The sequence below is a fragment of the Herbidospora galbida genome (genome assembly GCF_005233835.1).
GTDB lineage: Bacteria > Actinomycetota > Actinomycetes > Streptosporangiales > Streptosporangiaceae > Herbidospora > Herbidospora galbida.
In genome coordinates, this window is record NZ_SZQA01000028.1 from 109,124 (window position 1) to 122,560 (window position 13,437).

At 72.6% G+C, this 13,437-nt stretch carries 12 protein-coding genes and 1 pseudogene; 3 read left to right on the forward strand and 10 right to left on the reverse strand.

The annotated features are described in order from the left end of the window. Positions 1–3 precede the first annotated feature (3 nt). The 5 genes from FDA94_RS26125 to FDA94_RS26145 form a co-directional block, all read right to left on the reverse strand. Positions 4–1,257, reverse strand: coding sequence for an ABC transporter substrate-binding protein (locus FDA94_RS26125; RefSeq protein ID WP_137249720.1), 1,254 nt, complete (start codon positions 1,255–1,257; stop codon positions 4–6). 19 nt (positions 1,258–1,276) lie between these two features. Beyond that, a complete protein-coding gene (locus FDA94_RS26130) occupies positions 1,277–2,083 on the reverse strand; it encodes a carbohydrate ABC transporter permease (protein WP_137249721.1) in 807 nt (268 codons plus the stop codon). Beyond that, entirely contained in the window at positions 2,076–3,005 is a 930-nt protein-coding gene (locus tag FDA94_RS26135; RefSeq protein WP_212735516.1) for a carbohydrate ABC transporter permease, read from the reverse strand. The genes FDA94_RS26130 and FDA94_RS26135 overlap by 8 nt, the downstream gene beginning before the upstream one ends. Then, positions 3,002–4,183 (reverse strand): ROK family transcriptional regulator, encoded by a 1,182-nt coding sequence (locus tag FDA94_RS26140; protein WP_137249722.1) that lies wholly within the window; start codon positions 4,181–4,183, stop codon positions 3,002–3,004. The genes FDA94_RS26135 and FDA94_RS26140 overlap by 4 nt, the downstream gene beginning before the upstream one ends. Positions 4,184–4,271: 88 nt before the next feature. Beyond that, entirely contained in the window at positions 4,272–5,120 is an 849-nt protein-coding gene (locus FDA94_RS26145) for a universal stress protein (protein WP_137249723.1), read from the reverse strand. A 137-nt stretch (positions 5,121–5,257) separates the two neighbouring features. Here FDA94_RS26145 and FDA94_RS26150 point away from each other — a divergent pair, with 137 nt between their 5' ends. Continuing rightward, positions 5,258–5,899, forward strand: a complete 642-nt coding sequence (locus FDA94_RS26150; protein WP_137249724.1) for a response regulator — start codon at positions 5,258–5,260, stop codon at positions 5,897–5,899. On the opposite strand, the gene FDA94_RS26155 is transcribed toward FDA94_RS26150, so the two are convergent. Further along, positions 5,892–7,517: a GAF domain-containing sensor histidine kinase gene (locus FDA94_RS26155; protein WP_137249725.1), complete on the reverse strand. Its 1,626-nt coding sequence runs from the start codon at positions 7,515–7,517 to the stop codon at positions 5,892–5,894. The genes FDA94_RS26150 and FDA94_RS26155 overlap by 8 nt on opposite strands. A gap of 207 nt (positions 7,518–7,724) precedes the next feature. Here FDA94_RS26155 and FDA94_RS26160 point away from each other — a divergent pair, with 207 nt between their 5' ends. Then, entirely contained in the window at positions 7,725–8,192 is a 468-nt protein-coding gene (locus tag FDA94_RS26160; RefSeq protein WP_137249726.1) for a protein kinase domain-containing protein, read from the forward strand. Between the two features lie 23 nt (positions 8,193–8,215). Continuing rightward, on the forward strand, positions 8,216–9,382 hold the full coding sequence (locus FDA94_RS26165; protein ID WP_246060166.1) for a cytochrome P450: 1,167 nt from the start codon (positions 8,216–8,218) through the stop codon (positions 9,380–9,382). 111 nt (positions 9,383–9,493) lie between these two features. On the opposite strand, the gene FDA94_RS26170 is transcribed toward FDA94_RS26165, so the two are convergent. From FDA94_RS26170 to FDA94_RS26185, 4 genes and pseudogenes are all read right to left on the reverse strand, one after another. Further along, positions 9,494–10,654, reverse strand: a complete 1,161-nt coding sequence (locus tag FDA94_RS26170; RefSeq protein ID WP_137249727.1) for a vWA domain-containing protein — start codon at positions 10,652–10,654, stop codon at positions 9,494–9,496. Between the two features lie 16 nt (positions 10,655–10,670). Further along, positions 10,671–11,891 (reverse strand): AAA family ATPase, encoded by a 1,221-nt coding sequence (locus tag FDA94_RS26175; protein WP_137249728.1) that lies wholly within the window; start codon positions 11,889–11,891, stop codon positions 10,671–10,673. Next, positions 11,842–13,104: an ankyrin repeat domain-containing protein gene (locus tag FDA94_RS26180; protein ID WP_137249729.1), complete on the reverse strand. Its 1,263-nt coding sequence runs from the start codon at positions 13,102–13,104 to the stop codon at positions 11,842–11,844. The genes FDA94_RS26175 and FDA94_RS26180 overlap by 50 nt, the downstream gene beginning before the upstream one ends. After that, positions 13,101–13,437: pseudogene (locus FDA94_RS26185) on the reverse strand (gala protein); the annotation flags it as partial. The gene FDA94_RS26180 and the pseudogene FDA94_RS26185, both read right to left, overlap by 4 nt.

Here is a 13,437-nt window from a genome sequence, read left to right on the forward strand (position 1 = left end):
CTCCTAGCCGAGAAGGGCGTCGACCTTGGACGCGGCTTCGGTCAGGGCCTCTTCGACCGACTTGCGGCCGGCCGCGGCCTCGGTGAGCTCCTGGGTGACGGCGTCCTGCATCTCCTGCTGGCGGGCGATGACCGGCGGCAGCGCGATGCTCTTGAGCGAGTCGAAGACGGCCTGGCGGTTGGCCGGGACGGGGTCCTTCAGGTAGCCCTGCAGCACGGCCTGGTCGGACACCGGCGGCAGCTCCCACGAGCTGGCGATCCGGGTCGTCGCGGCCACGTTCGAGCTGCTCAGGAACTTGGCCCAGGCGTACGCCTCACGCGGGTGTTTGGTCGTGGCCGAGGCGGCCACCGAGTTGTGGAAGACGGCGCTGGCCTTCTGGGCGTCGCCGGGCTCGACGACGACGTCCCACTGGAACGGCACGTCCTTCAGGCCGGCGAACTGCCAGATGCCGTTGTGCCACATCGCGAGCTTGCCCGACTTGAACAGGTTGGTGTCGTAGTCGGCGGTGCCGCCGATCTCGGCCTCGGTCGGCATGGTCTTGCCGACCTTGTCGACCAGCCACTTGGCGGCCTTGACGCCCTCGGGGCTGTTGAACGTCGACTTCCCGCCGGCCATGAACTCGCCGCCGGCCTGCTTGAGCGCCTTGTAGAACTCGAAGAACGTCACCGGCTGGAAGTCCCCGAAGACGCCGTCGGCGGTCAGCTTCTCGGCCGCGGCCTGCTCGTCCTTCCAGGTCCAGTCGGCGGTGGGCAGCGGGACGCCGGCCTTCTCGAACAGGTCCTTGTTGTAGAGCAGGACGACCGTGGAGAACGAGGCCGGGAGCGCGAACTGCTTGCCCTCGTGCTTGAAGGCGTTCAGCGACTCGGTGGCGTAGCCGGAGGTGTCGGTGTCGCCGCCCGCGGCGCCCAGGTCGAGCAGGCTGCCCGCGCCGGCGTAGGTGACGAAGTTCTCGTAGTTGAGCTCGAAGGTGTCCGGGGCGGTCTGACCGGCGAGGCTGGTCTGGAGCTTGGTGAAGTACTGGTCGTAGGGGGCCGTCTCCACCTGCACGTCGACCGTGGGGTTCTCCTTCTCGAACGCCGCCACGATCGTGTCGAGGTCTTTCACGTGGTCGGGGGCGGCGGAGAAGGTGAAGTAGCGCAGGGTGACCTTGCCGCCTGCGGCGGGCTCTTCCGTACGGGTCGCCGAGCCCTGGGAGCAGGCGGTGGCGAGCAGGGCGGTGATCAGGGTCGCCGCGACGACCCGGGCTGATCCGGCCATGGGGGGTTCCTTCGTGTTGTTATTTCAGCCCTGACTGGGCCACGGACGCGATGACGTGCTTCTGGGCGAAGAGGTAGAGGACGAGGATCGGGACGACGCTGACGACCGACCCGGCCATCACGACGTTCCACTCGGTGGTGAACTGGCCGTGCAGGTTGGCCAGCCCCAGCGGGAGGGTCATGAACTCGGGCGACCTGATGATCACCAGCGGCCACAGGAAGCTGTTCCAGCTGGCCATGAAGCCGAAGATGGCGAACGTGGCGAGGGCCGGGCGGATCAGCGGCAGCACGACCAGGGCGAAGATCCGGAAGTGCCCGGCGCCGTCGAGCACCGCGGCCTCGTCGAACTCCTTGGGCACCTGCTGGACGGCCTGCCGCAGCAGGAACACGCCGAACGCCGAGGCGATCGTCGGGGCCAGGACCGCGAAATAGGTGTCGGTCAGGTTGAAGGTCCGCATCTCGATGAAGAGCGGCACGACCAGCACCTGGAGCGGCACCATCAGCGTCGCCAGGTAGACGGCGAACAGCGCGCCCCGGCCGGGGAACGGCAGCCGGGCGAAGGCGTAGGCCGCCATCGAGCTCGTGACCAGCTGGAACACGGTCGAGGCGACGGCGATCCAGAGGCTGTTGAACATGATCCGCCAGAACGGCATGGTCTCCAGCAGCCGCTCGTAGGCGCCGAAGCCCGCATCGTCGGGCGTGAAGTCGGGCGGGGTCTGCAGCACGGCCCCCGCCGGGGTCAGCGACGTGATCACCGCCCACGCGAACGGGAACAGCATCACCAGCGCGCCGAGCACGACGACGGCGTACCTGCCTGCTCTAGCCATAGTTCACCCACCGGCGCTGGCCCCGGACCTGGATCAGCGTGACCACCAGCACGACCGCGAACAGCAGCCACGACAGGGCGGACGCCTCACCGGCGCGGCCGTACTTGAAGGTCAGGTTGTAGACCTGCTCGACGACGACCTGGGTCGCGCCGGCCGGCCCGCCGCCGGTCATGACGTGGACCTGGTCGAAGACCTGGAACCCGTTGATCAGCGAGATGACGACGACGAAGAACGTGCTGGGCGACAGCAGCGGGAGGGTGATCCGCCGGAAGCGCTGCCAGGCGTTCGCGCCGTCGACCCGCGCGGCCTCCAGGTACTCGTTCGGGATGGCCTGCAGCCCCGCGAGCAGGATGATCATCACGAAGCCGAGGTCCTTCCAGGCCGAGGCGAGGATGATCGAGGGCATCGCCCAGTCGGGGTCGGTCCACCACCCCGGGCCTTCGAGACCGAACAGGCCGATGGCCCAGTTGACGATCCCCGACGCCGGGTTGAGCAGCCACTTCCACAGCAGCGCCACGACCACCCACGACGTGACGACGGGCAGGAAGTAGATCGCCCGGAAGATGTCGCGGCCCTTCATGGCCCGGTTGAGCAGCATCGCCAGGCCCAGCCCGCCCGCGTAGACGAGCGGCAGGTAGCCGGCGATGAAGTAGAGCGTGTGACCGAAGGCGGCCCTGGTCTCCTCGCTGGCCAGCAGGCGGGCGTAGTTGTCCAGGCCGACCCACTTCATCGGCGTGATCAGGTTCCACTCGTGGAGCGAGGTCCACAGTGAGCCCGCCATGGGGATCAGGGTGAACAGCAGCAGCGGGACCGCGCTGGGGAGCAGGAAGACGGCGACCGTGAGGGCGTACCTGAGCCGCTTCTTCGGCGGCCTGATCGGCTGCTTGGCGGGCGCCTGCGGGGGCGTCTGGGTGAGCGTCACGGGGCCGCCCCGATCAGCCGGGCCCGGACCATCCGGCCCTGCTCGCCCGCCGCGCCCTCGGTGTCGAACGGGGTGGCGAGCACCAGCGCCGCCGCGCCCTGGGCCCAGGAGGTGTCGTCCCAGCTCTCGACCTCGATCTCGATGTCGCGGCGGCCCGGCATGAGCTGGCGGCGGACCGCCGGGCCGAAGCCCTCGCGCCAGAACTCCCAGTGGGCGGTGCCCTCGCCGAGGACCACGACGACCTCGGGGTCGACGACGTTTATCAATCCGGCCGTCGTCCGGCCGAGGATGGCGCCCGCCTCGGCGAACACCTCGCGGGCGGTCGCGTCGACGGCCGCCAGCGCGCCCAGGTCGTCGACCGTCGTCACGTCGAGCCCGCGGGCCCTGGCCGACGCCACGAGGCCGGTCGCGCCGACGACGGCTTCGAGGCAGCCGTACGCCCCGCACCCGCACAACGGACCGTCGACGGCGACCGGCACGTGCCCGAACTCGCCCGCGCCGCCCCTGGCCCCCCGGTAGACCCGGCCGTCGGCGACGATCGCGGCTCCGACGCCGCGGCCGATCGTGACGACCAGGAAGTCGCGGTGGGTGCGGCCCCGGCCGTAGAGGCGCTCGGCCACCGCGAGGGCGTTGACGTCGTTCTCCAGCAGGACGGGCAGCTTGAGGCGGCGGCGCAGGCGCTCGCCCACCGGCATGGCCTGCCACCCCAGCGTGGGCGCGTTGCAGGTGCCGACGGCCTGGTCGTCGACGCCGCCGGGGACGCAGACCCCGACGCCCAGCAGCGGAGGCACCTTGCCGAGCACGTCGGCGACGGCCTCGGCCAGGTCGCCCAGCGCGTCGGGGGAGGAGGGGTCGAAGGGGGTCTCCCACGAGCCGAGGACCTCGCCGTCGAGGCGGACCTCGACGATGACCAGATGCTCGGCCGTCACCTTCACGCCGAGCGCGCGCCCGGCCGAGCCGACGAGGCCGAGGCGCTGGGCGGGCCGGCCGCCGCGCGAGGGCTGCAGGTCGAGTTCCTCCAGCATGCCCGCCGCCATGAGCGCCTTGGTGAGCTGGGTGACCGTCGCGGGGGAGAGGTCCAGCTCCTTGGCGATCTCGGTGCGGCTGAGCGGCCCGACCGTGCCGAGCAGGGCCAGGATCGCCGTCCGGGTGAGGTCGCCGCGATCGGTCGCAGCCATCGGGCTCACTTTCTTTATTGGTAAAGTTAGTCCCGAAATATGGCTGTTCAGGCGGACACTGTCAAGGGTCTGAAACCAGATCGAAACCTCAGTGCCGAGCGCACGGACGGACCACCGCGATCGGGCAGCGCGCGTGCCGGAGCACCCGGCGGCTGACCGAGCCCATGACCATCGACCCCGCCTGGCCGTGCGCGCCGACCACGACGAGGTCGGCCCTCAGCGACGCCTCGACCAGCGCCTCCACCGGATGCGCGGAGCGCAGGTCGTCGAAGACCGGCAGGGCCGGATACCGCTTGCGGTGCCTGGCGAGCTGGTTGGCCGCGACGGCCCGCTGGTGCGCCCGGACGGCGTGGATGTCGTAGTCGACCTCTGGGGCGTAGGTGTGGCCGGGCAGGCTCCAGGCGTGCAGGGCGCGGATCTCGGCGCGGTGCAGGTTCGCCTGCTCGAAGGCGTAGGAGATGGGCCGCTGGCAGTCGGCCGAGTCGTCCAGGCCGATCACGACCTCGCCGACCTGCCGCCCGGGGCGGTCCCGGACGATCACCACCGGCCCGGCGGCGTGCCCGGCCACCTGCGTGCTGACGGAACCGAGGATGCCGCCTGCGGTGCGGCTCATGCCCCGGCTGCCCAGCACGAGCCCGGAGGACTCGGCGGCCAGCCGGCGCAGCACCTCGGCCGGGCGGCCCTCCCTGTGCTCCAGGCGCATCCCGAGGCCGGGCCGCCGGTGCCGCGCGGTCTTCTCCGCCGCGCTCATGATCTGGCCGGTCACCCTGGCGATCTGGCGTTCGAGCTGGGGAGAGTGGACGAACCGGTACGGAGACCGGTCGACCACGTGGACGATGCGCAGCCAGGCGCCCCGGCGGGCCGCGTCGTCGGCGGCCCATTCGACGGCCGCCAGCGAATTCGGCGAGCCGTCCACGCCAACGGTTACAACCTTCATTTTCTCCCCTTGGTGTTCTCCCGGTTTCCGATGACAACGTTTGCAAGGGGTAGATCTATAGGGACGAAAGTCCCTAGTCGGCCAAAACGGGACTTTAGTCCCTATCTAGGTAGATCTGGGATGAATATGGTGAAAGCATGATTCGCGTATTCATCGTCGACGACCACGAGGTGGTGCGGCGCGGAGTGACCGTTCTCCTGGAGTCCGAGGACGACATCCGCGTCGTCGGCGAGGCCGGGACCGTCGCGTCGGCGATCACGCGTATCTCCGTCCTGCGGCCCGACGTGGTGGTCCTCGACGTCCGCCTGCCCGACGGCGACGGCGTCGACGTCTGCCGCGAGGTCCGCAGCCGGATGCCCGACCTGCCCTGCCTGATGCTGACCTCCTTCGCCGACGACGACGCCCTGTTCCAGGCCGTGATGGCCGGCGCGGCCGGCTACGTGCTCAAGCAGATCCACGGATCCGACCTGGTGGGCGCGGTGCGCACCGTCGCCGGCGGCCGCTCGCTCCTGGACCCGAAGGCCACCCGCACGATGATGCGGCGGCTGCGGGACGACGCCGCGCGCAAGGACCCGCTCGCCGTGCTGACCGACCAGGAGCGCCGCATCCTGGAGTACGTCGGCGAGGGCATGACCAACCGCCAGATCGGCGAACAGATGTTCCTGGCGGAGAAGACGGTCAAGAACCACGTCTCCCGCATGCTCGGCAAACTCGGCATGCGCCGGCGCACCCAGGCGGCCGTCTACGCCACGCGGCTGCGGGGCGACGGGGTCAGCTGACCGGCACGCGCCACACCAGGCGGGTGCCGCCGCCGCCCGCGCGCGGCCCCGCCTCGAAGAAGCCGCCCAGATCGTCCGCGCGTTTCTGGAGGTTGCGCAGCCCGCTGCGCCGCCCGCCGGGAGGGAGCCCGACCCCGTCGTCCTCGACGACCAGCGTCACCTGCCCGCCGTCCTGCTCCAGCGTCACCCCGACGTTCCTGGCCCCGGCGTGCCGGGCCACGTTCGACAGCGCCTCGTGGAGCACCGCGAGCACCTGCTCGGCGACCTCCTCGGGCACGCCGTAGTCGAGCTGCCCGTCCAACCGCAGCCTGGGCCGGAACCCCAGGTCCCCGTACGTGTCGGCCACCAGCTCCGCGACGCGCGCCCGCAGCCCCGACTCGTCGGCGCCTTGCGGACCCTGGAGGGCGAAGATCGTGGCCCGGATCTGCCGGATGGTCGCGTCCAATTCGTTGACCGAGTGCCGCACCCGGCACTCCGCCTCGGGATGGTCGACCAGCCGGACCGTGCTCATGAGGGTCATCGCCACCGCGAACAGGCGCTGGATCACCACGTCGTGCAGGTCCCTCGCGATGCGGTCGCGGTCCTCCAGCGTGCGGAGCCGCTCGGCGTCGAGCCGGGCCTTGGCCAGTTCCAGGGCTCCCGCGGCCTGACCCGCGCACGACCGGAGCATCCGCAGCGCGCACGGGCTGAACGGGATCCGGCCGGACCACTTCCCGAGGACCAGGACGCCGTGCGTCGACTTCGCCGAGGTCAGCGGCACCGCGGCGGCCGGGCCGATGGGCACGTTCCGGATCGTCTCGTATCCCTCGCCGATCAGGTCGTCGACCATCACCGCGTCCCCGGTCCGCAGGGCGAGGCCCGGCAGCGACGTGTCGGACCCGACCTCGCCGCCGGTCAGCCCGCCGGCGCCCTCGGAGATCAGCGCCCGTAGCCTCGTGCCGTCGTCCACGGGGAAGAAGACCAGGGCGGTGTCGGAGTCGGCGATCTCCCTCATCCGCCTGGTCAGCTGGGCCAGCACGTCTCCCGGCCCCGCCCCGGACAGCAGGCTCGTGGTCAGGTCGGACTCGGCCTGGAGCCGGGCCTCCCGGCTGTGCGCCGTCTCGTAGAGGTGCGCGTTCTCCACGGCCGCCCCCGCCGCCGTGGCCAGGGTGACGATGACGTCCTCGTCGTCCTCGTCGAAGTCGGCGCCGTCGCGCTTCCCGGTCAGGCAGAGGACACCGAAGACCTCGCCCCCGACTCTCAACGGGACGCCGAGGAAGGCGGGATGCCCGGGGATCCGGGTCGGCCGCAGCGGCCGGGGATCCCGCACCAGCCGCTCCAGCGGGTCGGGGCCGGGGGGCCGGCGCTCCTCCTCGCCGCGTCCGGCCGGGACGTACTCCAGTGGGGAGCGGCGCTCCTCGGGGAAGCGGAGGGCGCCGTGGGCGGCGTCGACGAGCTCGGTCGCGATCTTGACGGTGCGCCGCAGCACGGTCTCCGGATGGAGGTCCCGATCGAGCAGGATCACCGCTTCGACGAGGGCGCGGACCCGGTCACGACTGGCGAGCGCGGCATCGCGCTGCGTCCGGAGCTCCGAGAGGAGTTCGTCCGGCCCCATGCCGGGGATCGATTCACGGGCCATAATCCCATTTTGCTTCGCTTAATCGGACAAAACGCCCTGTGTTGGGTCAGTAGATCCGATGAAGCGGGGCCCCTGACTGATGGGGGATTCAATTGAGCGTCAAGCCCTGGCGTGGTCCACGGCCGAGCGGGTTGTCCCATGAGTAACGAAAGCGGTTCGAAAGGTGATTCGCAAGGTGATGGGACTACGTGAGCAGAGGGTCCCGCGATGAACGACTTTGAGCGAATCGGCGACTATGCGATCGCCCGCAAGCTGGGCAGCGGCGGGCAGGGGGTCGTCTACGAGGCCTATGATCCCGCCGGTGAACGGGTCGCCCTGAAGCCGCTCCACAGCGGATCGGGGTTCGCCCGTCCGGTCGAGAAGGAGATCGCCGCCGCGCGGCGGGTGGCCGCCTTCTGCACGGCGAGGGTGATCGCCGTCGACCTCGCCGGCAGCCGGCCGTATGTCGTGAGCGAGTTCGTCGACGGTCCCAGCCTGACCCAGGCGATCACCGACAACGGTCCTTTCCACGCTGATTCGTTACGGAGGCTGGCGGTCGGCGTCGCCACGGCGATGGTGGCCATCCACGACGCGGGCGTCGCGCACTGCGACCTCAAACCGCGCCTTGCGCCCGCGCGACCTTCTCCGCCGGGAAGGTTGCGCGGGCGGGACGGGCAAGGGATCTTGCTGGGGTAAGCCGATCTTCCTCAGGAGACTCCATGACGCTGCCCCTCAATATGCGCCGCCAGGGCTTCGACCCCGATCCCGAGCTGGCCGCCGTGCGCGCCCAGCCGGGCCTGACCAAGGTGCCCACGCCCTACGGCCGCGACGCCTGGCTGGTCACCCGCTACGACGACGTGCGCGACGTGCTCAGGAACGCCGAGCTGTTCAGTTACGGCCACGGCATCAACATCCCGCCGATGAGCGAGGAACAGGCCAAACGCCTCAAGGCGGGCGCGCTGCTGATGATGGACCCGCCCGACCACACCCGCTTACGCCGCATGCTCACGCCCGAGTTCACGATGCGCCGCATCCGCCGGCTCGAACCCCGGGTCCGTGAGATCGTCGCCGACCACCTCGACGCGATGGAGCGCGCCGGGGCGCCCGCCGACCTGGTGGCCGACTTCGCCACGCCGATCCCGTCGCTGGTCATCTGCGAGCTCCTGGGCGTGCCCTACGCCGACCGCGCCGCCTTCCAGGCGCGCTCGAACACCCTGCTCGACTTCAACCAGCCGCCGGAGGTGCGCGGGCAGGCCCAGATGGCGTCGGCCGCGTACATGGGCGAACTGGTCGCGCGGGCCCGGGTCGAGCCGGGCGACGACCTGCTCGGCATGCTGGTCCGCGACCAGGGCGACGAGGTGAGCGACGCCGAGCTGGTCGGCCTCGGCGGGCTGCTGCTGATCGCCGGGCACGAGACGACCGCCAGCATGATCGGCCTCGGCACGCTGGCCCTGCTCCGCCACCCCGACCAGCTCGACCTCGTCCGCGAGGACCCGGAGAAGGTCGACGGCATGGTCGAGGAGCTGCTGCGCTGGCTCACGATCATCCACTCGGGCGCGATCAAGGTCGCCGCCGCCGACACCGAGATCGGCGGCGTCCCGATCGCGAAGGGCGACGCCGTCGTCGTCTCCCTCCCGGCCGCCAACCGAGACCCCGCGCTGACCGAGCACCCCGACGTCTTCGACATCACCCGCCGCGACCTCGCCCACGTCGCCTTCGGCTACGGCGCCCACCACTGCATCGGCGCGCCCCTGGCCCGCATGGAGATGCGCATCGCCTTCCCCGCGCTCCTCGACCGCTTCCCGGGCCTGCGCGAGGCGGGCGAGCCGGTGTTCCGCTCGTTCAACGTCGTCTACGGCCTGTCGTCGTTCCCGGTGGCCTGGTAAGAGCGCTTCTTTCCGTTACGGCTCCGCCTGCCACGGCCCCGCCCGCCGACGTCAGCGACGGGCGGCGGCCCGGCGCTCCGCACCCGCTCAGCCGGCCCGCCGCCACGGCGGTCAGGCCGGCGGGACGCGCACCGTCTCCACCCACCCGGGAGGCGGCGGCGGCTCCAGACCGATCAGGGCCGCGATGAGCCGGCACGACTCCGGCTCGTCGGGCCACGGCGTGTGGCCGTCGGTCAGCACGATCACCACGTTGGGGCGGTCGCGGCCCGCCAGGGCGGCCGTGATGCCGACGCGCATGTCCGTGCCGCCGCCGCCCGCCAGCGTGACCTGCTCGGCCGAGGTCACCCGCGAGACGGCCTGGACGTCGGCGTCGCACGCCAGCACCGTCACCCGGTTGCCGTGCACGCCCACCTCGCGCAGCACCCCCGTGACCTCGGCGAGCGCCGCGCCCAGGTCGTCGTCGCCCATCGAGCCGGACGTGTCGACCACGATCGCCACCCGGGGGAGCGGCCGGCGCAGGCTCGGCAGCACCACCCCGCGCAGGGCGGCCGACCGGCGCGAGGGGCGGCGGTAGGTGTAGTCGACCGCGCCGCCCGCCCAGGCGACCGCCTCGCGGACCGCGCCGGTCAGCGCCTGCCGCCAGTCGACGACCGGTTCGAGGACCTGCTCCGCCCACCGCTCCCACCCCTGGGGCAGGGTGCCCCGGGCCCGCCGGTGGGCCCGCATCGCCTCGGCGGTGTGCCGGCGCAGCGACTCGGCCTCGACCGGGCCGACCGCGGGCGCGCCGTCGCCGATCTCCCATGACGACGGCAGGCCGTGCGCGCCCGAACCGCAGTCGAGCACGTGCTCGTGGGGCGGCAGCAGCGGCACGTACTCCTCGAACAGGCGGCCCGGCTCCAGGCCGAACCGCCGCGGCTCCATCCGGCCCGCCGGCAGGGGCAGCCGGTCGGCGAGCAGGTCGTCGTTGATCTCGCAGTCCTGCGCGACGTTGACCCGCAGCCGGTCGCGCTGGTCGGCGGGCGGCAGCCGCCCGGCCCTGCCGTGGTGGTCGCGCAGCAGGTGGGAGACTTCGTGGATCCAGACGGCGGCCAGTTCGCCGACCGGCGTCGCGTCGACGAACGCGGGGGAGACGTAGCACCGCCAGCGCGCGTCGACGCCCATGGTGGGCACCCGCGAGCTGGGGACGATCGAGAGGGCGTACAGGGCGGTGGCGAAGTATGGCCGATCGGCCGCCGCCCGATACCGGGCGGCGAGCAGCTTCACCCGATCCATGCTCCCCGATCCATGGTCAGAGGGAGCCCGAGAGCTGGAGCAGGTCCACGAAGGCGTCGATGCCCGGTGGGACCGGCCAGCCGAGGTCGCGCATCGCGGCCAGATCCATCGCGGCGCGGGCCGCGACGTCGGGGACGCCCGCGTCGACCGCCTTGGCCAGCACCACCCACCCGGCCTCCCAGCGCCGCCGGGTCAGGTCGCCCTGCACGGCCGCCACGACCGCCGTCAGGAAGGCGAGCTGGCGGTCGCCGCGCTGCGGCAGCTTGAACGCGGCCGGGTCGGCGAGCACGCGGTCGGGGTCGGGGAGGTCGAGTTCCTCCAGGTAGGAGATGAACTCGACGCCCGCGCCGTCGCCCACCGCGCCGACCACCGCCGCCGCGAGGGCCTCCCGGCCGGTGCCGCTCGCGTAGGCGACGGCGAGCAGCTTCAGCGCCATCTCCCACGTCCGGGGAGAGGGCCACGCCCCGCCCCGGCTCTCGGCGTCGGCGGGCAGGTGGTGCGCCAGACCGGGGCGGGCGGTGAGGAAGCCCGAGATCGCGCCCCGGGCCCGCGCCACCGCGCCGGAGATCCGCGCCGCGTCGATCGACGGGATCCGCGCCGCCGGCCAGGTGCCCGCCAGGCCCCGGGCGACGGTCCGGGGGTCGTGCGTCCAGCGCAGGTGGACGAACCGGTTGGCCAGCGGCGGGCTCAGATGCCAGCCGTCGGCCGCGCTCGACGGCGGGTTCGCGGCGGCCACGACGCGGACCGGCTCGGGCAGCCGCAGACTGCCGACCCGCCGTTCCAGCACCACCCGCAGCAGCGCGGCCTGCACGGCGGGCGGCGCGGACGACAGTTCGTCGAAGAAGACGAGCCCCCGGCCCAGGGCGGTCACCCGCACGGCCCAGTCGGGCGGCGCCATCGGCACGCCGGTCACGGCCGGGTCGTCGCCGACGATCGGCAGGCCGGCGAAGTCCGACGGCTCGTGCACGCTCGCGATGACCGTCTCCAGCGGCAGCCCGAGCCCGGCGGCGAGCTGCTCCAGCCCGGCCGACTTGCCGATGCCCGGCTCACCCCACAGCAGGACCGGCAGGTTCGCCGCCACGGCCAGGGCGAGCGCCTCCAGCTGGGCGCTCGTGGCCGGTTCGGTGCGGAAGACCCGCAGCCGCCGGTTGATCTCGTCGGCGGCGGCCAGGTCGTCGAGGTCGCGGCTAATCGTCGTCCCCGTCGTCGTCCGTGCCCCAGTCGTCGTCTTCGCCATAGATCTCCTCGCCGAGGCCGAGGCCGGGGTAGGTGCGTTCGATCTCGTTGCGCAGGGCGACCAGATCGCGGCGCCGGCGGCGGCGGATGAGGTCGGCCAGCGACCACCCCTCCCAGTCGGTCACGTCGATGGCCCCACCGGCCGCGCGCAGCGCGTCGATCAGCGCGGGCGAGCCGTAGGAGGCGACCGCGTGGTGCAGCGGGGTGCGTTCCCGGTAGTCGAGCCCGTTCACGTCGAGGCCCGCCGCCAGGAGACGGGGCAGCAGCAGGGTGTGGTCGACCAGGTGCAGCATGTGCAGCAGGCTCCGCTGCCGGCCGTCGCGGAGCCGGGGGTCGACGCCCGCGTCCAGGAGCCGCAGGACCGCCGGGGTGTCGCCGTGCTGGGCGTGCAGGAACAGGGCCCACCGCTGGGCGCGCAGCTTCCGGGGCAGCCTGCCCTCGCCCGACGTCCACGACTGCTCGACCGCGAAGCACCCCGAGACGGCTCCGCCGAGGGCGCGCATGGCGCGTTCACGGCGCTGCTCGTCGTCGCTGTGCGCAAGGCGGAGACTGCCGCCGCCCGAGACGACCTGGTGCCATGCTCCGCCGCAGCGCACCCGGACCGGCTCGGGCAGGACCGGCTCCGGCGGCCCCGACGCGCCCGGCGGGAGGCCGGGGAAGAGCGCCTCCCTGACCAGCGGGTGCAGGTCGTCGGGCGTCAGCAGGCCGGCGTCCAGCAGCACGCGGTCGGGCAGCGGCTCGTCCGCGGCGTCGTGGAGCCCGGCGGTGTGCCGGGCGTCCCAGAAGTGGCGGGCCGACGTCCAGTCGACGTGGGTGATCAGGTACGGGTCGTCGTCCTCGTCGTGGGCGGGGACGAGGTCGAGCTTCAGCCGCTGCGGGCCCTCGCTCAGCTCGGGCGTGAACGCCCGGAGTTCGGTGTCGCCGTAGCGGGCCAGGGTGACGTGGTGGTGGGTGCCCAGGGTGCCGCCGCCGTTGCCGCTGCGGGGCAGGTGCCAGCGCAGCAGTTCCGGCACGAGGTGCCGCAGGTCGTCGGCGAGCTCCGGGTCCTTCTCGGCCAAGGCCGGGTCGAAGGCGACGTCGACGGCGGCGGCCGCGCAGGCGCCCTGCCAGTCTCCGGCCAGGCGGTGTCCGGTGGCCTGCTCGATCATCCACCGGGGGACGGCGTAGCGGCGGGCCTGCCGCCAGCGGCTCAGTTCGTCGCGGTCGAAGGTCATCGGTAGAGGCTGCCGATCGCGATCAGGTCGGGGTGGCCGGGACCGGCCGGGCGCAGGCGCGCGGTGAACGACCGCTTCACCTTGCGGGGCAGGCCGGGGCCGAGTCCGACGTACTCCAGGCGGGTGTCGTCCGGGACGTGGGTCAGCAGGCCCTTCGCGCCGCGTCCGGTGAGGCCGGTGTGGCGCAGCTCCAGGCGGCGCAGCGGGCTGCCGGGCAGGGCGGCGGCCAGGGCGTGCGCGCCCTCGTCGCCGGTGGTGTTGGCGGGGGCGCCCAGGCTGCGCTCCGACGGCGGGCGGCCGAGGTCGAGCGACTCGATGCGGTCGAGCGCGGCG